The sequence below is a fragment of the Patescibacteria group bacterium genome (assembly GCA_028711655.1).
Classification (GTDB): domain Bacteria; phylum Patescibacteriota; class Patescibacteriia; order Patescibacteriales; family JAQTRU01; genus JAQTRU01.
This window is the reverse complement of the sequence record JAQTRU010000009.1, coordinates 1-22,071: the sequence shown is the minus strand read 5'-3', so window position 1 is coordinate 22,071 and position 22,071 is coordinate 1. Positions and strand designations below refer to the sequence as shown.

The window sequence follows — 22,071 nt, the reverse complement described above, 5'->3', positions numbered from 1 at the left end:
TATTCTTTATCAACATAAAAACAAGCCACCCTAAGGGGGAGTAAGAGCAACAAACCCAGCAATAAATTTTTTTGGATAACTTGTTTCATATTTGTTCAATACGTTTTTATATTTTTTAACCTTTTTGCGAACCATTAATGCGAATGCTTTGGTGATTTTTAAGAACTTGTCAGAATAATGCGAATGCCGCAAATACTTATTATCAGTATAACATAGCTGGAAAAAAAAGCAACCCCTGCTTAAAAATTAAGCAGGGGTTTGTAGTTCATTGTTTTTTTCCTCTTTTGCAATTCGGTAGCAGTAAGCGTCCCAAAGGGCTTCCCAGGCCGCTTCCAGAAAATTAGCATTAACTCCCATCACGGTCCAGCTTTCTTTGCTGTCAGCAAAGACGGCGGTTACTCTTACTTTGGCGGCCGTACCGAGTTCAAGGCGAAAGATTTCCGGCAGGAAATCAATAAGTTTTATTCCTTCCAGGAAAGGAAAATCAGGAAGAAGGGCTTTTCGCAGGGCTTGGTTCAAAGCGTCCACTCCGCCTTCACCCTCGGCATTATCCAACAGCTCTTTGCCGCCTATAACTATTTTCAGGCTGGCTTCGCTTTGGATTGGCCGCAAGCCTATTTTTTCATCCCAGACTCGCATTCTCTGAAATTCGGGAAGGGGCGGGAGTTTTTCCAATTTTTCCAGCAGCCATAGATAAAGAGACGCTCGGGCTTGTCCCAAATCTTTGCCTTCGTCGCAGAGCCGGTTGAAATCAGCCATAATTTCTTTTGCCGCTTTTTTGGCGATAACCAGGCCAAGCTCTTTTGCCGTTTGGACCAAGGTGGAAGCGCCGGAGCCTTTTGCCATCTCGGTTCTTTCTTTGTTGCCGGCAAACTCCGGAGAGGCGTGGAAATAACTTCCCGGATCTTTAGCCTGTCCGTCGGTATGCATGCCGGCCTTAGTGGCAAAAGCGTATTTTCCTACCCAGGGTTCAAATGGGTTTGGTTTGATGTTCAAGGCGCGGCAGGCCAAAAGATAAACAGAGCAAAGGTTTTGCAGGGAATCAAGAGGAAAGTTATCCACCCCTTGATTTTCCCGGACAAGGTTGGGTAGAAACGTGGTTATGGCCGCGTTCCCGGTTCTTTCACCAATGGTGCCGACAGTCCCCTGGATATGGCTGACGCCGAGTTCCCAGGCCAGTTCGGACAGAGCCGAAGCCCTGCCTCGGTCATTGTGAAAATGGACGCCAAGCCGGCCAAGAGGAATAATTTCCGCCACTTCGGCAATCACCCGTTTCGCCTGGCAGAAATTTATTCCGCCATTGGTATCGCAGAGGACCACCCAGCTTGCCCCGGCCTCTAAAGCGGCCAGGAGAATTTTGCGGGCATAATCCCCGTCATCATTCAGCCAGGCGTCAAAAGCGTGTTCGGCGTCAAAAATCGCTTCCTGCCCGGCTTCAAGCAGTCTTTTTATAGAATCCTTGACAGCCTGGAGATAGATTTCCCGGTCTTCTTCTAGTAGAGATTTTTTTACATCTCGAAGACGGGTTTTGCCAACCAAGACGCCGACCGGAACCCCGAGCTTTATGATGTTTTCCACGTCATCCGGGCAAGTCCGGCCGAAAACGGCAATTTTTGCCCTTAAATCCAATTTTAACGCTTGCTCAATAAGCAATTTAGTCCCGTTGTTGGAATCTGCGAAACCCAATTCCAGGTAGCTTGCGCCCAATTCGGAAATGGCGGCAATGGCCCTTAGAACATCCTTGATGTCGGTTATTTTTACCCCTATCCCTTGCTCGCCGTCCCGGAAGGTCGTGTCAAAAACCACCAGATTTCTTTTCATCTTTCGCCTCCGTTGCTAGTTGTTGTCTTTATCTTTTAAGGAACATTTTTCAAAGAACTAGAAAAAAATCTAAACAAAAAATCGCCTTGCTTTGAAGGTGATTTTTTAAAGGTTTTTATTTTAAATTTTATTTATTTTAATTTTGCCTTCAAAGCATAATAAGAGCGATTACCAATAATGATAATCCCGATAATGGCGATAATAATTATTATGCTTTGAATCAAACTCATATGATTATTCTTATTTTATACGATTGCTTTTGATTTGTCAAATTGGCCTGTTGAATTATTTGCCAAAATAAGGCCGATAGGATAAAATTAAAGCAGGAATTTATTAAATAAAAAAAAGAATTATGACTCCCATCAATATCTTTAAAGTAAGCCAGGGAGACCGCCATAAATTTTGTTCGGATATTATAGATTCTTCCTCTCCCCGGGTTGATTTTTATTTTTTGGTTATCCTTTCTACCTTAATCGTGGCCTTGGGACTTTTGGCCAATAACGTTATCTTGGTAATCGGCGGCATGCTGGTTACCCCCCTGCTTTCTCCTATTTTAGCCGTCTCCCTGGGGATTGTCACGAATGACATTAAAATGATGAAACGTTCGGCCCGAGTTCTTACCGTGTCTTTTGTTTTGGCTTTTTTAGTCGCTTTTGTCTTGGGGATTTTTAGTTCCGCCAAGATAGGGGAAGTGGGTTTGATAAAAATATTGGTTCCTTCTTTGTTTGCTTTCTTTGTGGCTTTGGTGGCCGGTTTGGCGGCCAGCTACACCTGGGTTAAGCCGAGTTTAAACGCCACTTTGCCGGGCGTGGCCATTACCGTAACCTTGATTCCGCCCTTGACGGCGGTTGGCTTAGCCGTGGCCGACAGAGAATGGCTGATTTTTAGCGATGTCTTTAAAAATTTACTTTTAAACATTTTTGGAATTATCGTCGCCAGTTTGATAGTTTTTTCCTTGATGGATTTTTATAAAGCCAAGGAGAAACTGGTGGAAGAGATAAAGGAAGAAGAAAAAGAGATAAAAAAAGAAAACGGCAAAAAATAATTTTAACCATTATGACAAAAGTTATAATTGATAAAAACAAAATTAAAGAGGTTTTGGAGCGGGGAGTGGAAAATATTTATCCTGATAGAAATTCTTTAGAGAAGGTTTTGTTATCCGGCAAAAGAATAAAGCTCTATTGCGGTTTTGACCCGAGCGCCTCATCCCTCCATATCGGCAACGCCATTCAATTAAATAAATTAGCCCAGTTTCAGGCCTTAGGGCACGAAGTTATTTTTTTAATCGGGGATTTTACCGGCATGATCGGCGACCCGACCGATAAGTCGGCGGCCCGGAAAAAAATGACCAGAAAAGAAGTTTTAGCTAATGCCAAAAATTATAAAAAGCAAGCGAGCGCTTATTTAAATTTTTCCGGCTCTAATCCGGCCAAGATAATGTATAACAGCAAATGGCACGATAAGTTAAATTTCAAAGATTTGATTGAAGTGACTTCAAATTTTACGGCGCAACAGATGTTCGCCCGCGACATGTTCCAAGAAAGAATAAAACAGGAAAAGCCGATTTATCTTCATGAATTTCTCTATCCGGTGGCGCAAGCTTATGACAGCGTAGTCATGGATGTAGATTTGGAAATCGGGGGGAACGACCAGATGTTTAACATGCTTTGCGGACGGGACTTGATGAAAGCGATGAAAGGAAAAGAAAAATTCGTTTTAACCACGGAATTATTGGTTGACCCGACCGGAAAGAAAATGGGAAAAACCGAAGGCAACATTGTTAACTTAGACGAAAATCCAAAAGATATGTACGGAAAAATTATGTCTTGGCCGGACGGAGTGATTATCCCGGGCTTTGAGCTTTGCACAAAAATTCCGATGGATGAGGCGGAAAAAATAAAAAAAGAACTGGCTGGCGGGAAAGCTAACCCGAGAGATTTTAAAATGAAATTAGCTTATGAGATAACTAAGATAAATTGGGGGGAGAAAAAAGCGCAGGAAGCGCAGGAGTATTTTATTAAGACAATACAGAAAAAAGAAGCGCCGGACGAAGTTAGAAGTAAGAAGTTATCGCCGCCAGGGCGGGACGGGAAAGTCAAAAGTTCTAATATTGTTGATTTATTGGTGGAGGTGGAATTAGCGAGCAGCAAAAGCGAGGCGCGGCGCTTGATTGAACAGGGCGGAATTAAAGTTGAAGGGGAGGTTGTAAAAGATATTAATAAAAAGATTGAGATAAAAAAAGATGGAGTTTTAGTTCAAAGAGGGAAAAGGCAGTTTGTCAGAGTAATTGGAAATTAAAAATTGAAAATTTTTTCTATGTATACGCTGGAAAAAATAAAAGAGCATATCGCGGGAAAAATTAATAAGGCGTTGGGAGAAGAAATTATCCGGGCGTCTTCCTTGGTTTATCCGCCGGAGCCGGCAATGGGGAATTTGAGCCTGCCTTGTTTTGCTTTGGTAAAAGCGACGCGAAAATCTCCGGCCGAATCAGCCGATTTTTTAATAGGAAAAATTTCAGCTGACGATATAATTGTTAATCTGAAAGCCATTGGTCCGTATCTGAATTTTACAATTAATAAGGAATATTTGGCCGAGGAAGCTTTAAAAGAAATAATAAAAAAGAAAGAAAAGTACGGGGAGAACAAATCGGGCAGGGGCGAAAAGGTGATGATTGAATATTCCAACGCCAATACTCACAAGGAGTACCATGTCGGGCATCTGCGCAATATCTCTTATGGGGAAGCGGTCAAGAGCATTTTAGAAGTTAACGGCTATAAGGTTATTCCGGTTTCCTATATTAATGATTTCGGCATTCATGTGGCCAAGACTTTATGGAATTATGAAAACTTTGTAAAAGAAAAAAAGTTAGGGGAGAAAATAGCCAAGATGCCGGTGGAAGAAAGAGGCTATCTTTTGGGAGAGATGTATGTTGACGCCTGCCAACGGGAAGAAAAAGACAAAACCGCCAAGACCATGATTGGCTTTTTTATGAAAAAGCTGGAAAGCCGGCAGGGAGAAGAATATGAGCTTTGGCAGAAGACCAGAGATTGGAGCATAAAATATTTTGACAAAATTTATAAAGAATTGGGGGTAGAGTTTAAGGAAATTTTTTATGAAAGCCAGTTTATAGACAAGGGGAAAAAAATGGTTGAGGAACTTTTAGCCAAAGGGATTTTGAAAAAAAGCGAAGGAGCGGTGATAGCTGATTTGGAAAAATTAGGCGCGCTTCTATTTTTGCGCTCGGACGGAACAGCCCTCTATTCGGTGGCGGATCTGCCTTTGGCCGTGGCTAAATTTAAAAAATATGGTTTAGACAAGTCAATTTATGTTGTGGATTTTCGGCAAGGTTTGTATTTTAAGCAGCTGGTTTCTTTGCTCGGCAAGATGGGATTTAAAAAAGAAATAATCCATTTGGATTATGAAGTTGTGAAACTGCCTTCCGGCATGATGTCTTCCCGGACTGGAAAAGTTATCACTTACCGGAGTTTAAAAGAGGAAATGCTGGCTAAGTCCATAGAAGAAACTAGGAAAAGGCATAAAGATTGGCCGCAGGAAAAGGTAAAAGAAGTGGCGGGAAAAATAACTTTGGGCGCCATGAAATTTGAAATGATAAAAGTTAGCGCCGGCAGCGTTATTGTTTTTGATATTGCCAAAGCCCTGCGGTTTGAGGGCTATACCGCTGCTTATTTGCAGTATACGTACGCGCGGATACAGAGCATTTTTCGTAAAACGCATAACGTAAAACGCATAACGCAAAACTTTAAATCTGAAAATTTAGTTGAAGAAAAGGAAAGTAATTTGATTTTAAAAATGGCGAAGTATCCGGAGGCGGTGAGAAAGGCCGGGGAGAATTATGACCCGGCGGAAGTTGCCAAATACTTATTTGAGCTCGCGCAGGACCTTAATGATTATTACCATAGCGTGCCGGTTTTGAAAGCGGATGCTGATGTTCGCGAAGCCAGACTGGCGATGCTTTTGGCTATTAGCCAAGTATTGAGAAACGGTTTGGAATTATTGGGCGCGGAAGCCTTGGAAGAAATGTAGATTACAAATTATCACCGCCATAGCCGCCGCAGGAGCGGGGCAGGCGGGATCACGCTAACAATAAATAATAAGGAGCGGGACAAATCTAACACAAATATACAAATTATTTTCAATGATATGCCCGGAATTTTATGCTATAATTTTTAGTAGTATAAAAAATAATCGCGGAAGTGATTTTTATCCGGAGAGTTATCTTTTTCTTAAATATTTTATTTTAAATTTTATAATTACGTTTCAATGCCGATGCGATTTTTTAATTTAAAAAACAAGCCTTGGCTCGCCTGCGGAAAACGCATTTTGATTTTTCTTTTGATAATAGCCTGGATTTTTTCCGGCTGGCCGCCGCTTTGGCAGAATTCGCGGGTGCCGCCGGTTATTAAGAAAGCGCAAGCGGCTCCGATTGTTACTTATCTTACCAATACGGCTTTAACCAGCTGGGATGTTCCCGCTGATTGGAATCCGGGAAGCAATACCATTGAAGTTATTGGCGGCGGCGGCGGCGGAGCCAACGGTTCAGCCAGTTCGCCCGGCGTTGGCGGCGGCGGCGGAGCTTCCGGCGCTTATGCCAAAGTAAGCAATCTTGATATCAGCGGTTCAATCACCATTCAGATCGGTACTGCCGGCGGAGTGGCAAGCGCCGGCAGCGACACTTATTTCAACGGCGCCAATTGCGCCGGCTCCGATGTTTGCGGAAAGGGCGGAGGCGCTGCTTCGGGGCAGACAAAAGGTTCTGCCCAGGCAGGTTCAGTGGGCGATACGGTAAATGCCGGAGCAGACGGCGGGGATGGAGGTTCTACTGGTCCGACTAATGGCGGCGGAGGAGGAGGAGGCGGCGGCGCGGGCGGACCTTCTGGCGCGGGCGTTGCCGGCGCGACTTCTTCCAGCCAAGATGGCGGAGCCGGCGGCGATGGCGGCGCGGGCTCCGGCGGCGCGGGAGGCACAGCCAACGGCGGCGCGGGCGGTAATGGAACAGAATGGTCATCTAGTCCTGACTACGGTTCAGGAGGAGGAGGCGGCGGCGGGCAAGGCGGCGGTAATAAAGGCAACGGAAGCGCCGGCGGAGCGGGCGGAACTTACGGCGCCGGCGGAGCGGGCGGCGGAGGCATGGGCAAAGGCGGTGCCAACGCCGGAGCAGGCACAGCCGGCAAACAAGGAATTATTGTCATTACTTACACGCCGGCCGTAACAACCATTGCCAAATCCGGCAGCCAGGACGCGACTTTGTATATAGATACCACCGATAATCATATTGGCGGAGCTTTTACTATTCAGACCGCTGTTGGCACGGTTAATATTACTTCAATCACTTTGACCGAGACCGGCACCATAACCGCCGATGACGACCTTAGCAACGCAAAACTTTATTACGAAACCGCGGCCACTTGTACCTATGACGGCGATGAAACGCAGTTCAGCACGGCCCAGAGCTTCAGTAGCGAAGAAGCGACTTTTGGCAGCGATACCATGACAGTCGGCACTTCGCAGGTCTGCGTTTACGTTATTTTGGATATTGGTTCCGGGGCGGCGGTGGCGGAAACGATAAGCATTGAAATTAATTCTTCAAGCGACGCAACGGTTTCATCGGGAACTATTGACGGCAGTTTTCCGGTCAATCTCGGGTCAAGCGAACTCCAAATGCCGCCGCCCATAGACCTTGACCAATACGCTTACCGTTGGCGCAACGACGACGGCGGCGAAGGCGTTGTCTGGTATGATGATAGCTGGTCTTATCGGAAAACTATCCCGATTGCAAACGCAACCACCACCATCCTTACCGATTATCAGGTTAAAATAACCGTGGCCAGTTCTACGAGCGGAGACGTTACCTGCTCCGGCAATTGCCAGAGCGATTTTGACGATGTCAGGTTCACGGCTTCTGACGGGGTAACGCTTCTGGATTATTGGAGAGAGTCTTATGTCGCTTCAACAGATTCAATTTTTTGGGTAGAGATACCTTCTTTGTCCGCGGAAGCCACCTCCACCATTTATATGTATTACGGCAACGGCGCCGTTTCCACCACCAGCAACGGCGACAATACTTTCAGGTTTTTTGACGATTTTGAGAGCGGTTATCCGGGGACAAAATGGACGGGCGAAACCGATTACGGTTCGGTAACGGATGGGATATTATCTTATTATTCCGGAGTCGGCTCCTGGAAAAAAATGTATTCGGCGTCACAATACAGCCCCAGTTACGCGCTGCGATCAAAATCTAAATTAGATAATACCGGAGGTTTCGGCCTTGACCAAGCCATCGGCTTTGAAGCCAATCCATGCTGCAGCGGACGCGCGCTTATTTACGGCACCGGTTTATTGTCAAACGATGACGCGGGTACCGGCAGTGTTTCTACCGGGCATTGGAGCTATGACACATGGTATATTTTTGATGTCAACCACCTAAGCGGCTCTTCCATCGCTTTGTATGTTGACGGCGATCTCAAGGTCACAAAAACCGATTATGTCGGAACCCTGGATCAAAATGTCTCAATCGGCTCTTATCGGGCGCGCAATTATACTGACTGGATTTTGGTCCGCGAGTATGTTGACCCGGAACCGACTATTGGCACGCCCGGCAGCCAGGAAACATCCGGCGGCGCTACCTGGATGGCCGCGGAAAACACTTTGGCGGTTTTGACTAGCGAAGAGCAGGCGGCCAATGTCAGAGTCAGGTTTTTGATAAAGAATGCCGGCGGTCCGAGCGGCAATATTAATTACCGTTTGCAATACGCGGCTTTGGGCGGCAACCCGAATTGTTTGGCGGTTGCCGGAGACGATTTTTCCGATGTGGCGACAACGACCGGGGGCGTGGTACAGATAGTAACTTCCGATAATTTTGGCGACCAGGACTCCACGGTTAATTTTTCCGGCAGTTTAACCGACCCGGGCGGCTATTCCTGGGTTGACGGCAAAATGGTGGAAAGCCCTTCAAACCAGACCGATTCCGTAAATTTGGGCCTAAACAATTTTACCGAGCTGGAATATAATTTCAAATTTACCGAGAGCGCTCCGGACGGCACTTCTTACTGCTTTCGGGTCGCCCAGATTACCCAGGGATATACGCTTGAGCTGGACAGCTATGCAAATATAGCCAGAATTTCCACCAAGGCCGACACAGTGGTGACAAGCGTGGGCGAACAAACCGCTTCTTTGCAGATTAATTCGGCAAGCAATTATTTGGACGGCGGTTTCAGCATCCGGGAGTTTACCGGCACCAGAAATGTTACTGAAATTACCATTACCGAACAGGGAACGATTGACGCTCAAAACGATCTCGCTAATATAAAATTATTTTATGATTTAGATACGACCGAACCCTACAATTGCGCTTCGGAAAGCTACGAGGGCGACGAAGAGCAATTTGGCAGCACGGTGGCGGGCGGTTTCAGTTCCGCCAACGGAACTTCAACTTTTACTGGGACAGTTGGCATTTCCACCACTTCAACAATGTGCGTTTACGTTGTTTTGGACGTGGGCAGCGGCGCTTCTGTCGGCGAAACCATTGAAGTCCAGATTACCGACCCTTCCACCGAGGTGAAAGTAAGTTCCGGCACGGTCGGGCCTCCCTCCACGGTGGCTATTTCGGGGACAACCGAATTGGTTGGTCTGGCCCAGGTTCATTACCGCTGGCGGGAAGATACGGGGGGAGAAGCCCTGGGGGATTGGCCGTATAAAAAATCAGTAGTAATTGAAAATTTTTTAGCCGCTGAATTAACGGATTTTCAAGTCAAAATAGAAGTGGGCTATCAAAGTTCCGACGGAGGCGACGTTGATTGCGAAGGCAAGTGCCGGACGGATTTCGGCGATATCAGGTTTATCAATAGCGATTACAGCCAGCTCCTTGATTATTGGCAGGAAAAATATACCGCTTCCGCCACTTCCACTTTTTGGGTAAAGATTCCTTCTTTGACCGCGGAAGCCACATCCACCATTTATATGTTTTACGGCAATTCAGGTGTTTCCACCACCAGCAACGGAGAAAACACTTTTGTTTTCTTTGATGATTTTGAAGATGATACGTTTGAGGATGATTGGGAAATCCAATGGTCGGTGGGCCGGAATTATTGGGACGAGGTCGGGGGCGTCTTGACGACCCTGATGGATCAGGCAAGATTTATTTATTTGAAAAATTTTACCAGCGACAATAGCAATCCGGGGATACACGAATTTAAGGTAAAGTGGAATTCAAGCAGTACCGGCACCCATTTGGCCGGCCAGGTCTGGCACTGGAACACTCCTTCGCCCGGAAGCATTTTTTACCGGACCTTTTATTTCGCGCCGGGCCCGGCAATATATATGAGATATGTTGATACCGATTTGGGGAGTTCGCCGATAAGCTATACCGGCAGTTATGACGAATGGTATAAATTTTCCCTGAAAATAAAGGGAAGCGGCAATTATAACTTCAAGATTGAAAAGTCAGACGGAACCAATGTTACTTCGGCTGATTTTTCCAATAGCAGCGCCACTTCGGGCAAAGTGGGATTGGGCGGCTTCGGCACCGGTTCCATAGAGGCTTATTACGATGATTACCGGATTCGCAAATACGCTTCCACCGAGCCGACTGTGGTATCAACCGGTTTGGAAGCGGCCGGCGGCACCGGCTGGCTGGCCGCCGAAGACACGGCCGCCACCATTGATAAAAATACCAATGTTAGAGTCAGATTTTTGGTAAGGAATTCCGGCGCGGCGGTCAACAGCGCTAATTACCGTTTGCAGTACGCGGCTCTGGGCGAAGCGGCCAGTTGCCTCTTGGTTGATAGCGGGAATTTCGCCGATGTGGCGACAACGACCGGAGGCGTGGCGCAGATGATGGATTCCAGTTGGTTTGTCGGTTGTCCGGAAGCCAGCCAGGCCTCAACCACTCCCCAGCTCACCGCCGTTTCCGGAGCGACTTTTGTCGGCGGCAACATGGTGGACAACGAATGCAATCAAACCGCCTCTTTCAATTTGGCCACGGATTATTATACGGAGCATGAGTTCAATTTCAAATTTACCGACAGCGCTCCGGACAGCACCGCTTATTGTTTTCGGCTGGCCAAAGTAAGCGGCGGGGAGACCGCCGGATTGGATAGTTATTTGCAGATAGCCAGAATTTCAACTGCCGAAGGCGCCGCCGGCGTTTCCATTTCAATTGACATTTCCGAATTTGATTATGGCTGGCTGGAAGCGAATACCGCTTCCAGCACTTTGGCGCTCTGGGGCGGAGCCGGCATTGTCGCCACCAACGGCGATGTGCTGGCGGATTTCTATATTTACGGCGCGAATACCGGGGGCTGGACCTTGGACGCGGCCACTTCCACCCCGGATTATTACACGCATAAGTTCTGCAACGAAACCGACAATGACTGCGCGGCCTCCGGACCTTACGGAGCCGATTTTACGGCCCTTACTACCAATCCTCAATTGTTGAAAGCCAGCATAGCGCCGGATGGGCAAGTCGCTTTCCAGCTCTCAATGCACACCCCGAATCCCAGCACAATCTATACCCAGCAAAGCGCGCAGGTAACAATTCAGGTGTCTGCGCCGTGATTTAATTCTGTTAAATTGATTTTATCGTAAATTTTTAATATAATTAAGATATGACCATTCATCAATTTATAAAAAAAAGGCCGTATTTAATCTGGTACGTAAAAAATTTAGACAGACTCTCCGAAGAATCAATCGTGGAGCATGTCTTAAATTACGGCGATTGGGACGATGTGCAGGAAATGATTAAAATTTTAGGCCTCAAAAAAACCGCGAAAATTTTCCGCGCCAAATCAAAACCGTCTGAAATCGGCAGGCAGAATTATATTGAAAAAACAAAAAATTTTTTCACTCTTTATTTTAATAAGCATGCGCCAAGAAGTATTAACAAAAAAACAAGCTGAATTATTGCCGCTGGTAAAGAAATTTATTAAAGATTTCGGACTAGTCGGCGGAACCGCTATTGCTTTGCAAATTGGCCATAGGCGATCAATTGATTTTGACTTGTTTTCCAACAGAGAATTTAGTAACGGCAAAATTAGGCAGCTGATAATAAAAAGCGGCTATAAAATCGGCAAAGTATATAGAGATGAGGCCGGGCAGTTCACTTTTTTTGTGAATGAAGTTCAATTCACCTTTTTCCATTATCCATTTAAAATTGAATTAATAAAGCATTTTGAAAAAATCTTAAGAATGCCGGATTTATTAACCTTGGCGGCCATGAAAGCTTATGCCTTGGGCCGGCGAGCAAAATGGAAAGATTATGTTGATTTATATTTTATAATCAATAAATATCACTCTATAAAAAAAATAGTTACAAAAAGTCAGGCTATTTTTAAAGGCGAGTTTAATGAAAAAATATTCCGCAGCCAATTGGCTTACTTTAAAGACCTTGATTATCGGGAGGAAATTAAGTATTTACCCAATTTCGCTGTTAGCGATGAAAAGGTTAAAAAAGAGCTGATAAAATTCGCGCTGGAATAATTTATTTGGCGCAACCGGCGGCAATGTGTTATAATTAAGACAAAATGTGGATAAGTAAAAATACGATTTTTTTCATTCCCCAAGAAATAAGCCTAGAAAAATTTATTTAATGTTCTGTGTATTCGCAGGCTGAAAAACAAGGCTTTTCTCCGGAGATTTTTAATTTTTTTTAAAATTACGCTTGTCAATTTAAAAATAAAAGGTCGAGAACAGGCGCTCCCATATTATTAAACAGCAATTACTAAAAACTAAAAAAATGAAAGATTTTTTTTCTTTAATTGTCTTAACGGCTCTGGCGGGAATTCTTGTCGTTGCCGGCGCCAGGGCGGCAGACACGGATGCGGTTACCGGAACCGTAACTGTGCAAAATTTTGCCATATCCCTTGACCAATCGTCATTTTCCTATGGAACAATGACTAATAACAGCGCTTCCAGCACCCTAACGCTTTGGAGCGCGGCGGGAATCACCGCCACCAACGACGGCAGTAAAGCTGATTTTGACATCTACGGAGCGGATACTGCCAATTGGACATTGGATGCGGCCACTTCCACCCCGGATTATTATACGCATAAATTCTGCAACGAAACTGATAATGACTGCGCGGCCTCCGGGGTTTATGGAGCGAATTTTACAGCCCTTACCACAAGCCCGGCAGCTCTTAAGGCAGATGTGGCAGCGGCCGGCGGAGTCGCTTTCCAGCTTTCAATGCATACTCCCAATCCCAGCACGGTTTATACCCAGCAAAGCGCGGCCGTAACGGTTCAGGCGAGCGAACCGACTACTCCTTAATTCCGGCCAGTTTTAAGAAACGGGTTGTTTATGAAAATTATGAAAAAAGCCGCTATTTTAATATTTTTTGGCCTTATCTTGGTTTTTCCTGTTTTGGCATTGGCTAAAATCGGCGTGGGCGTGGGCATAGGAAGAATTGAGATTGACCAACCCCTGAAAGCCGGTTTAATTTACACCCTGCCTTCTCTTGTTATTATAAATACCGGGGACGAACCGTCGGATTACGGCGTTCAGATCGCTTTCCACGAAAGCCAGAAACAATTAAGGCCGGCCAAGGAGTGGTTCAAATTTGAGCCGGCTGAATTTTATTTGGAGCCGGGCCAATCGCAATTGGTGCAGGTAAAATTAACTTTGCCCATAAGGGGCGCCCAACCCGGGGATTATTTCGCTTTTTTGCAGGGCCGCCCGCTTAGAAAAACGGAATCGGGCATGGCGAGCGTGGGCGTGGCGGCGGCGACCAAGCTTTATTTCACAGTTACGCCGGCTAATTTTTTCATGGGGCTTTACCATCGGATAGTTTCCGTTATGTCCCTTTATTCTCCCTGGAGTTATGTCGTTTTGGCGGTGATAGTTGCCGCCTTGTTAATCGCCACATTCCGCCGATTTTTTTCCTTTAATATCGGCGTTAGCAGGAAGAAATAAAACATTACAATGGATGAAGAGAATCTATTTTGCCATTTTTTCATTTTTTTTGTTAATAGCGGCTGTTTTGACAGCCGATTTTTTTAGTTTGCTCCCGAACGCGGCTGCCGGCAATGACGCAGTTACAATTACCGTGAAAATTTCCGTTTGCGGCAACGGAATCAGGGAATACGGGGAGCAATGCGATGGCAGTGATTTGGGAGGAGAAACCTGCTCCAGCCGGGGGTTTACCAGCGGAACCCTGAAGTGCGACATGGCCTGCGATTTTGACACTTCCGATTGCTACACTTCATCCGCTTCGCCGCCGGCATCGGGCGGGAGCGCCTATGTCCCTCCGGCTGAAACAGGCGTTGTTTTTTCCGGCCGGGCTTATCCGACAAGTCTGGTGACTATTTTAAAAGACGCGCAAATCGCCGCCACCACCATTGCCGATCCTAACGCTAATTTTAATGTTTCCTTTTCAGGTCTTTCTGCCGGGAGTTTTGTTTTTAGCATTTATTCGGAAGACAAGGCAGGCCGGCGGTCTTCTTTATTCACTTTTCCAATAACCGTTACCAGCGGAACCGTCATCAATGTGGGCGGGATTTTTATTTCGCCCACGATCGCGGTTGACAAAGAGGAAACAAAAAAAGGAGATAATGTCGCCATTTTCGGCCAAACAGCGGCGGAATCGGAAGTGACGATTTCAATTAATTCCGAGGAAGAATTTTTCGTGAAAACCCCGGCGGACAAAAACGGAGTTTATTTGTATAATTTTGACACTTCTCTCCTTGAAATCGGGCAGCATTTTACCAAATCAAAATCCGCTCTTTCCGGAGAGATAAGCCCTTACAGCCGGGCCGTAAGTTTTTTAGTGGGAACGAAGTCGGTTTTTCCGCCTTCGGAAAAATGCGGCAAAGCCGATTTGAATTGCGACGGCCGGGTGAATCTGGTTGATTTTTCCATCGCCGCCTATTGGTACAAAAGGCCGATTAGCGACGCCTTCAAAGAGATTGAAAAAGAGAGGCTGAACGGCGACGGCAAAATTGACTTGGTGGATTTTAGCATCATGGCTTATTACTGGACTGGCTGACGAAGTCAGCCAGCGCGGAAATTTCGCGGAATTAAACGCGGAATAACGCGAAAGAAATTAAAACGCGGAATAACGCGAAAACAACATGGACAAACTGCTTTATAAAGAAGAGTCATTTATTATCAGAGGAGTCGCCTTTAATATTTATAAAAAATTCAAAAATCATCATAAAGAAAAAATTTACAGGGATTCTTTTTATTTAGGCCTTACGGATAAAGGATTAAAAGTTAATAAGGAGAAACGTATTGATATTTATTATAATAACAAAAAAGTTGGCACTTATGTTCCTGATTTAGTAATTAATAATGTTATTTTTATAGAACTTAAAGCAAAACCGATGGTATTAAAACAGGATATAGAACAGTTTTGGCATTATCTTAAAAATTCCGAATATAAGTTAGGTTTTCTTATAAATTTTGGTTCGCCGAAAGGAGTACAAATAATTAGAAGAGTTTATGATACCGCAAGAAACAAAACAAAATAAATTCTGCGTATTTCTGCGTGAAGTTCCGCGTGTTTTTGCGATATTATTAGGATTACTTGGTGGATTATCTGTCCAGGCGGCCCAACTAAATCTAACCTCTCAATTTCAAGAAATCGCCGTTGGCCAACAATTTCAGGCGAGCATAATTTTAGATACCGGGGACGAAGAAATAAACGCGGTGGAAGGAAAAATAGGTTTTCCCCAAGACCTGCTGGAGCTAGAAGAAATTCGCGACGGCAATTCAATTATTAATTTTTGGGTGGAAAGGCCGCAAGCCGGCGGGGACGGCGAAATAATTTTTTCCGGAATCACCCCGGGCGGCTTTAAGGGGGAAAATAATTTTATTCTTTCCCTGGTTTTTTCGGCAAAAGGTGGGGGCGAGGGAGAAATTCAAGTCAAAGACGCAAGAATTTTGAAAAATGACGGGCTTGGAACTTCGGCCGAAGTTTCCGTTGGATTTTTAAGTTTTCGGATTGGCGAAGACGCGCCCGCGGAGATTGGCGAGGACAAAATAAAAATCAGGGATTATGAGCCGCCGGAAACTTTTAGGCCGGAAATTTCCAGAGACGAATTGATATTTGACGGAAAGTGGTTTTTGGTTTTTGCCACCCAGGACAAGGCCTCCGGCGTGGATTATTACGAGGTGAAAGAGCAGAGGAAAATAAAATTATTCCGTTGGAGGCTGGGAGTTTGGAAAAAATGGCAGCGGGCCGAGAGTCCCTATATTCTGAAAGACCAGAAGCTGCAAAGCCATGTCTACATAAAAGCGGTTGATAAAGCCGGCAACGAAAGAATTTCCTCCCTTTCTCCTCGCAAACCTTCGGTTTGGTATGAAGTTTATTATTTTTATGTTATAATAATCATTGCGGCGGGTTTAATCATCGCTTATATAATATGGAGGAAATCAAGGAGGAAAAAATATACGGAAAATTATTGATATTAGCGGAAAATATCGCGAAATTTTTGGCAATAGCCGTTTTTATATTTTTGTTTTTTGGCGTCGGCCGGGCCGCGCAGGCGGCGAGTTTTTATCTCTCTCCCGCTTCCGGCTCTTATGAAACCGGCAAAAGTTTTTCCGTAAACATAAATGTTTCCAGCCCCGACCAGGCCATGAACGCGGTTTCCGGCGCGATCTCCTTTCCCGCCGGCAATCTGGAAGTTTCTTCCATTTCCAAAAGCGGCTCCATTGTTTCTCTCTGGGTGCAAGAACCGTCTTTTTCAAATAATGCCGGCACGATAAATTTTGAAGCCATTGTTTTAAATCCCGGCTACACCGGTTCGGCCGGAAGAATTATCACTATAAATTTTAAGGCAAAGGATGCCGGCATCGCTTCGGTCATTTTCTCTTCCGGAGCCATTCTGGCCAATGACGGGCAGGGAACAAATATTTTGACAGGCATGGGCAGCGGCAGTTATACGGTTACCAAGAAAGTCACAGCGCCGGAGGTGATAACGCCCGCTCCCAAAAAAGAAGAACCGGCGGCAGCGGTAGGAGTCAGCAAACCCCAGATAACCTCGCCCACCCACCCTGACCAGACAGCTTGGTATGAAAACAACAAGGTTGCGTTCAAATGGGAGCTGCCTTACGGGACGACCGGAGTTAGCATTTTATTGAACGATAAGCCGACTTCTGATCCCGGTCCGATTTCTGACGGCTTATTTTCAACCAAGGATTATGAGGGCCTTGAAGACGGCGTTTGGTATTTGCATTTAAAATTCAAAAGCCAGGCCGGCTGGGGAGAAATAGACCGTTATAAAATTCAAATAGATGCTACTCCTCCCCTTGCTTTTACAATAGACATTGACACCAAGGATGGCGTTGCCTGGCCGGTTCTCCACTTCAAGACTACTGATGCCGCTTCGGGCATTCGGGAATATAAGGTCAAGATAGACGGTCAGGAATTCATTGTCGGGCCGGAAGACGCTTCTCTCCAAGCGCCGCCGCTCTCGCCGGGCAAATATACCGCCATTGTTAAAGCTGTTGATAAAGCCGGTAACGAAACTTTGGCTTTTGCCGATTTTGACATAGAACCCATAGAGGCTCCGGTTATAGTTAATTATTCCAGGGAGTTTAAGTCTTCCGACCAGTTCTTCATAACCGGCGCGGCTTCGCCGGAAGTTACCGTAAATGTGTTTATTCAGAATGAAAAAACTGGGCAAATTATAAAGCAATCCGGCCAGAGCGACAAAAACGGAAATTGGGCGTTAATTTATCAGGAAGGATTGGACAATGGCAGATATTTCGCCTGGGCGGAAGCGGTTAATTCTTCGGGAATGAGAAGCGAAAGCAGTAACAAAGTAAGTTTCTTGGTTACTCCGCCGGTTTTCGTCAAATTTGGGTCATGGGCCATAAATTACTTTACGATTTTTATCATCTTGTTGATTTTTGTCATATTGGTTATCGCCCTTCTGGCTTATTGGGCCGGCATGATAAAGGGCAAATTGAAAAAAGAAACGGATGAGGCGCAAAAGGTTTTGCGCGCCAATTTGAAGGAATTCAGAAAGTTGATAGAAAAAGAGTCGGCTTATTTGGAAAGCCTGAAAGGCAAAGCCGGATATGAGAAAGAAAGGGCTAAAATAAAAAGAAGTTTAAAGGGAAGAGTGGATTTTATAGAAAAAAAGGTGATGAAAGAAATTAAAGATGTCCAGGATTTGCTGAAATAGATGTTTGACAAAATTTTTACGTTCGTATAATTTAAAGATGAAGGGGATTGGCGCCTTTCTTAAGAAAATCCAATATAATTAAGGCGGCCTGCCAAAATATATTTGGCGGGCAAACTAGATGGAACCGCGGGGTTAACTGAAAAACCTCGTTCTAGTCCCGCTGCTAAAATTTATTGGCGGCGCAAGCGGGGTTGGAGCGAGGTTTTTAGGTTTAAAAATAAAATAACAAAATAACAAAATAATATATAGTAATGGAGGGGGTAAATCAAAAACAGCATAGTTTTGAAGATATAAAGGCTTGGCAACTGGCCAGAAATTTCCGAAGAGATATTTATAAAATCACAAAAATTTTTCCCAGGGAGGAATTATATTGCTTGACATCGCAGATGAGAAGAGCGGCTATTTCAATACCTTCCAATATTGCCGAAGGTTATGGTCGATACAACTTTCAGGAAAATATACAATTTTGTCGGACAGCCAGAGGTTCTCTGATCGAAGTTTTAGACCAGCTTTATGTTGCTTTAGATGAGAGTTATATAAACCAAGAAAAATTTGATAATCTGTATAATGAGGGGAAGAATGCGGAAAGAGCCATTAATGGTTATATAGGGTTTTTAAAAGAGCAGCAGTTAAAATACAGAAAGTAAATTAATTTTTTATATTATTTTATTATTTTATTTTTAAGAATATGGCAGAAGAAAAAAATAATTCAATGGATAAAATTGAATCTTTGTGCAAGAGGCGGGGATTTGTTTTCCCTTCCTCGGAAATTTACGGGGGGTTTGCCGCGGTTTATGATTATGGTCCTTATGGCGTGGAATTGGCCAATAATATAAAAAATTTTTGGTGGCGGAATATGGTGCAGTTGCGCGAGGATATCGTTGGCCTGGATTCCGGTATTTTTATGAGCCCGAAGATTTGGGAAGCTTCGGGGCATGTTTCCGGCTTTTCCGACCCGCTGGCCGAATGTAAAAATTGCCATAGCCGTTTGCGGATTGACCATTTATTGGAAGAGATCGGCATTAAGGCTGATGAGAAAATGGGTGAAGAAGAAATACAGAAATTATTTGATAAGAACAAAAGTAAACTGAAATGCCCTAATTGCGGCCAGGGAGATTTTACGGATATAAAGAAGTTTAATTTGCTGGTAAAGTCTAATTTAGGAAATTTTACCGAAGATTGGAATAAAGAGCCGGTTTATTTGCGGGGCGAAACTTGCCAGGGAATTTATGTTAATTACAAAAATGTTCTGGATTCAACCCGGGTGAAAGTGCCTTTTGGCATCGCCCAAATCGGCAAAGCTTTCCGGAATGAAATTACCGCCCGCCAGTTTGTTTTTCGCACTCGGGAGTTTGAGCAGATGGAGATGCAGTACTTTACTTCCCCTGAAGATGAGATGAAAGAGTATAAAAAATTAAAAGATTGCCGCTGGCGGTATTATCTGGATTTAGGCATCAGAGAAAAAAATTTAAAATGGCACAAGCACGAGAATTTGGTGTTTTACGCCAAGGAAGCTTATGACATTGAATATAATTTTCCCTTCGGCTTTAAAGAACTGGAGGGCGTGCATGCCAGAGGGAATTATGACCTTACCCAGCATGCAAAGTATTCCGGCAAAGATTTAAATTATACAGACCCGATAACCAAAGAAAAGTATCTGCCGCATATCGTTGAATCATCGGTCGGCGTCGGCCGCACTCTATTGGCGGTAATGTGCGACGCCTACACCGAGGAAGAAGTGAATGGCGAAACCAGAGTGGTGATGAAATTTAATAAAGATTTGGCTCCGGTTAAGGTCGCGGTTTTTCCCTTGCTTAAAAATAAGCCGGAACTGGTAAAGAAAGCTAAAGAAATTTTTAATGATTTAAAATCAGATTACAAATGCGAGTTTGACGACAACGGCAATGTGGGCAAACGATACCGGCGGCAGGATGAAATCGGCACGCCTTATTGCATCACGGTTGATTTTGACAGTTTGGAAAAAGACGACGTGACCGTGCGGGATAGGGATAGTATGAAGCAAGTAAGAATAAAAATAAAAGAGTTGGGAGATTATTTTAAAGAGGAATTAAACAAGAATTAAGAAGCAAGAAGTAAGAATTCAGAATAAAAAAGCGAGTTGGGTTTTACGCCATCTCGTTTTTTTCATGTTATAATTAAATTATGCCTGCCAAACTTTATAAAATTTTATTGATTTTGGGCATAGTGGCGGTTCTGCTGGCGGTCCCGATTTTTGGTTTGTCTTATAATCCGCCCAAAGAACTGGAAGTGGATTTTTTAGACGTTGGCCAAGGGGACGCGATTTTAATTAAATCGCCAATGGGGCAAAATATTTTAATTGACGGCGGGCCGGACAGTAAAGTCATAGAAGGGCTTGGGGAAAATTTGCCTTTTTGGGACAGGCGGATTGATTTAATGGTTCTGACCCATCCCCATGACGACCATGTTGCCGGCCTGATTGAAGTGATAAGGCGGTATGGCGTGAAAAAAATATTATATACCGGCGTTGTCCATAGCGCGCCCAATTATCTGGCCTGGCTGGAAGCCATAAGGGAAAGGAAAATTTCCTTAATAATCATTGACCGGCCGCAAAAAATTATTTTGGGCGATGACTGCCATTTGGAAATAATCCATCCTTTGAAAAGTTTTTTGGCCCGGGAAACAGGCAATTTAAACAATAGCTCCATCGTGGCCAAGCTGGTTTACGGGGAGACGAAATTTTTGTTTATGGGCGATGCGGAGGCGGAAGTGGAAAAAGAATTGCTGGCCGGTGAGGCCGATTTATCCGCTCAAGTCCTGAAAGCCGGCCACCATGGCTCCGACACTTCTTCCGGCGAAGATTTTTTGGAAGCGGTAAGTCCGGAGACGGCCGTTATTCAGGTTGGCAAAAATAATAGTTTCGGCCACCCCAGTTTAAGGATATTAAAAAGGCTGGAAAGAGCGGGAGCGGAAATTTTACGGACCGATCTTGACGGGACCATAAAGATGATTAGCAATAAAAAAGAAATAAGCAAAAAGTAAGAAACAAAAAAAACCGGAGGAGCAAGCCATAAATTTTTAAAGATAAAAATTTCAAATTCAGCATGATGCCGTTCACCCTTGACTAAATTAAAAAAATTTGCTATACTGTATATAGGTGGCTAAAAACAGGCCATCAAAAAATTTCAGGAAAAACAAAAATAAAAACAAAATGGAAAATATAAATATTCTGGCTAAAACCGACGGGTTTGGTTTTATCGGCTGGAAATCTTATAACCGAATAAAAAAGAAGGCAATGGAGCAGGAGTTCAGCTGGTCTGGACTTATTATCAGCTTGTCCATTGCTTTTTTTGTTGTTTTGGCAAGCGCGCAGATTTTAAGCGTTGTCCACCAGTCAATGGAAAAAGCGAAACAAAAAGAAAATTTAACCAACCAGAATTTTTATCGGCTGGAAAGAATAGAACACATAAATTACCGGGCCGGCGGCGGAATTACGGAAAAAAATTTTTTCCGGTCGCCGGCTTTGGCCTAGAAGGTTGAGATTGAATATTTTATTCCTTCCATTATTCTTATGCGGCCGGAATTTAAATTTCCATAAATTGGTTCATATATTATGGCCTAGACAATTAGCGCCTATTTGCCCCGTTTTTTTAAACCGGGCTAAAAGTTCTTTGTAAGAAATCTAAAAATTAAAGACAGAATTATGAAATGAAGTTAAAGGGTTGGCAAAACCAGCCAGCCAAAAGGGCTATGGTGATTTAAAATCTACAAAAAGATAGGATTTAAGATTAGCATAGCCCCTCTTTCTTGGCTTATTGGCCCGCTCGGTCTCTAAGGGCGGCCAGTAACTCAAGCATGGGGAAGAAAATTCCGGGCTATCCCGGAGTTTTTGTTTGGAAAATATTATAAAGCCAAACTCCCTTGCTTAATCCGCGGGGTTTTTAGATACACATTTTTGGAGGTATCGTATATTTTGCGGCAAAACGATTTATTTGCTTTTTCTTTTTGCAATAAAACGTTATAATATATTTAAAAGCAATAAATAATTATGGGCTATAGAACTATTTATAAAAAAGCCGCCGAGAGAGGTGGTTGGTCCAAAAAGGGGCTTGATTTAACAACGAG

At 44.3% G+C, this 22,071-nt stretch carries 17 protein-coding genes; 16 read left to right on the top strand and 1 reads right to left on the bottom strand.

Going from position 1 to position 22,071, the window contains the following annotated elements; translation table 11 throughout:
* Positions 1–246: 246 nt before the first annotated feature.
* A complete protein-coding gene (locus PHQ42_01935; protein MDD5071475.1) occupies positions 247–1,821 on the bottom strand; it encodes an alpha-isopropylmalate synthase regulatory domain-containing protein in 1,575 nt (524 codons plus the stop codon).
* 352 nt (positions 1,822–2,173) lie between these two features.
* Here PHQ42_01935 and PHQ42_01930 point away from each other — a divergent pair, with 352 nt between their 5' ends.
* The 16 genes from PHQ42_01930 to PHQ42_01855 all read left to right on the top strand — a co-directional run bounded on the left by PHQ42_01930 (position 2,174) and on the right by PHQ42_01855 (position 21,478).
* On the top strand, positions 2,174–2,866 hold the full coding sequence (locus PHQ42_01930; GenBank protein MDD5071474.1) for a DUF389 domain-containing protein: 693 nt from the start codon (positions 2,174–2,176) through the stop codon (positions 2,864–2,866).
* 11 nt (positions 2,867–2,877) lie between these two features.
* Positions 2,878–4,119 carry a tyrosine--tRNA ligase gene (tyrS, locus tag PHQ42_01925; GenBank protein ID MDD5071473.1) on the top strand — a complete coding sequence of 414 codons (1,242 nt, stop codon included), beginning with the start codon at positions 2,878–2,880 and terminating at the stop codon, positions 4,117–4,119.
* Positions 4,120–4,137: 18 nt separating this feature from the next.
* Positions 4,138–5,865 carry an arginine--tRNA ligase gene (gene argS / locus PHQ42_01920; GenBank protein ID MDD5071472.1) on the top strand — a complete coding sequence of 576 codons (1,728 nt, stop codon included), beginning with the start codon at positions 4,138–4,140 and terminating at the stop codon, positions 5,863–5,865.
* 243 nt (positions 5,866–6,108) lie between these two features.
* On the top strand, positions 6,109–11,394 hold the full coding sequence (locus PHQ42_01915) for a DUF2341 domain-containing protein (protein ID MDD5071471.1): 5,286 nt from the start codon (positions 6,109–6,111) through the stop codon (positions 11,392–11,394).
* Between the two features lie 50 nt (positions 11,395–11,444).
* A complete protein-coding gene (locus PHQ42_01910) occupies positions 11,445–11,735 on the top strand; it encodes a hypothetical protein (GenBank protein ID MDD5071470.1) in 291 nt (96 codons plus the stop codon).
* Positions 11,701–12,315, top strand: a complete 615-nt coding sequence (locus PHQ42_01905; GenBank protein MDD5071469.1) for a nucleotidyl transferase AbiEii/AbiGii toxin family protein — start codon at positions 11,701–11,703, stop codon at positions 12,313–12,315. The genes PHQ42_01910 and PHQ42_01905 overlap by 35 nt, the downstream gene beginning before the upstream one ends.
* Before the next feature lie 256 nt (positions 12,316–12,571).
* The gene (locus tag PHQ42_01900) at positions 12,572–13,105 is read left to right on the top strand and encodes a hypothetical protein (protein MDD5071468.1); all 534 of its coding nucleotides are present in this window, start codon (positions 12,572–12,574) and stop codon (positions 13,103–13,105) included.
* 39 nt (positions 13,106–13,144) lie between these two features.
* On the top strand, positions 13,145–13,747 hold the full coding sequence (locus PHQ42_01895) for a hypothetical protein (protein MDD5071467.1): 603 nt from the start codon (positions 13,145–13,147) through the stop codon (positions 13,745–13,747).
* A 13-nt stretch (positions 13,748–13,760) separates the two neighbouring features.
* Complete coding sequence (locus PHQ42_01890) at positions 13,761–14,819, top strand: hypothetical protein (protein ID MDD5071466.1); 1,059 nt, start codon at positions 13,761–13,763, stop codon at positions 14,817–14,819.
* 85 nt (positions 14,820–14,904) lie between these two features.
* Positions 14,905–15,303, top strand: coding sequence for a GxxExxY protein (locus PHQ42_01885; GenBank protein MDD5071465.1), 399 nt, complete (start codon positions 14,905–14,907; stop codon positions 15,301–15,303).
* The gene (locus PHQ42_01880; protein MDD5071464.1) at positions 15,275–16,240 is read left to right on the top strand and encodes a cohesin domain-containing protein; all 966 of its coding nucleotides are present in this window, start codon (positions 15,275–15,277) and stop codon (positions 16,238–16,240) included. Before PHQ42_01885 ends, PHQ42_01880 begins: the two co-directional genes overlap by 29 nt.
* Positions 16,198–17,967, top strand: coding sequence for a cohesin domain-containing protein (locus PHQ42_01875; protein ID MDD5071463.1), 1,770 nt, complete (start codon positions 16,198–16,200; stop codon positions 17,965–17,967). Before PHQ42_01880 ends, PHQ42_01875 begins: the two co-directional genes overlap by 43 nt.
* Positions 17,968–18,218: 251 nt before the next feature.
* The gene (locus PHQ42_01870) at positions 18,219–18,614 is read left to right on the top strand and encodes a four helix bundle protein (GenBank protein ID MDD5071462.1); all 396 of its coding nucleotides are present in this window, start codon (positions 18,219–18,221) and stop codon (positions 18,612–18,614) included.
* A 41-nt stretch (positions 18,615–18,655) separates the two neighbouring features.
* Entirely contained in the window at positions 18,656–20,050 is a 1,395-nt protein-coding gene (locus PHQ42_01865; GenBank protein ID MDD5071461.1) for a glycine--tRNA ligase, read from the top strand.
* Positions 20,051–20,130: 80 nt separating this feature from the next.
* Positions 20,131–20,988 (top strand): ComEC/Rec2 family competence protein, encoded by an 858-nt coding sequence (locus tag PHQ42_01860; protein ID MDD5071460.1) that lies wholly within the window; start codon positions 20,131–20,133, stop codon positions 20,986–20,988.
* 169 nt (positions 20,989–21,157) lie between these two features.
* Positions 21,158–21,478, top strand: coding sequence for a hypothetical protein (locus PHQ42_01855; protein MDD5071459.1), 321 nt, complete (start codon positions 21,158–21,160; stop codon positions 21,476–21,478).
* Positions 21,479–22,071: the final 593 nt, after the last annotated feature.

Excerpts from the sequence above, each read along its gene's own strand:
- PHQ42_01935 (MDD5071475.1), bottom strand. The coding sequence starts at position 1,821 with ATGAAAAGAAATCTGGTGGTTTTTGACACGACCTTCCGGGACGGCGAG.
- PHQ42_01930 (MDD5071474.1), top strand. The coding sequence starts at position 2,174 with ATGACTCCCATCAATATCTTTAAAGTAAGCCAGGGAGACCGCCATAAA.
- tyrS (MDD5071473.1), top strand. The coding sequence starts at position 2,878 with ATGACAAAAGTTATAATTGATAAAAACAAAATTAAAGAGGTTTTGGAG.
- argS (MDD5071472.1), top strand. The coding sequence starts at position 4,138 with ATGTATACGCTGGAAAAAATAAAAGAGCATATCGCGGGAAAAATTAAT.
- PHQ42_01915 (MDD5071471.1), top strand. The coding sequence starts at position 6,109 with ATGCGATTTTTTAATTTAAAAAACAAGCCTTGGCTCGCCTGCGGAAAA.
- PHQ42_01910 (MDD5071470.1), top strand. The coding sequence starts at position 11,445 with ATGACCATTCATCAATTTATAAAAAAAAGGCCGTATTTAATCTGGTAC.
- PHQ42_01905 (MDD5071469.1), top strand. The coding sequence starts at position 11,701 with ATGCGCCAAGAAGTATTAACAAAAAAACAAGCTGAATTATTGCCGCTG.
- PHQ42_01900 (MDD5071468.1), top strand. The coding sequence starts at position 12,572 with ATGAAAGATTTTTTTTCTTTAATTGTCTTAACGGCTCTGGCGGGAATT.
- PHQ42_01895 (MDD5071467.1), top strand. The coding sequence starts at position 13,145 with ATGAAAAAAGCCGCTATTTTAATATTTTTTGGCCTTATCTTGGTTTTT.
- PHQ42_01890 (MDD5071466.1), top strand. The coding sequence starts at position 13,761 with ATGAAGAGAATCTATTTTGCCATTTTTTCATTTTTTTTGTTAATAGCG.
- PHQ42_01885 (MDD5071465.1), top strand. The coding sequence starts at position 14,905 with ATGGACAAACTGCTTTATAAAGAAGAGTCATTTATTATCAGAGGAGTC.
- PHQ42_01880 (MDD5071464.1), top strand. The coding sequence starts at position 15,275 with ATGATACCGCAAGAAACAAAACAAAATAAATTCTGCGTATTTCTGCGT.
- PHQ42_01875 (MDD5071463.1), top strand. The coding sequence starts at position 16,198 with ATGGAGGAAATCAAGGAGGAAAAAATATACGGAAAATTATTGATATTA.
- PHQ42_01870 (MDD5071462.1), top strand. The coding sequence starts at position 18,219 with ATGGAGGGGGTAAATCAAAAACAGCATAGTTTTGAAGATATAAAGGCT.
- PHQ42_01865 (MDD5071461.1), top strand. The coding sequence starts at position 18,656 with ATGGCAGAAGAAAAAAATAATTCAATGGATAAAATTGAATCTTTGTGC.
- PHQ42_01860 (MDD5071460.1), top strand. The coding sequence starts at position 20,131 with ATGCCTGCCAAACTTTATAAAATTTTATTGATTTTGGGCATAGTGGCG.
- PHQ42_01855 (MDD5071459.1), top strand. The coding sequence starts at position 21,158 with ATGGAAAATATAAATATTCTGGCTAAAACCGACGGGTTTGGTTTTATC.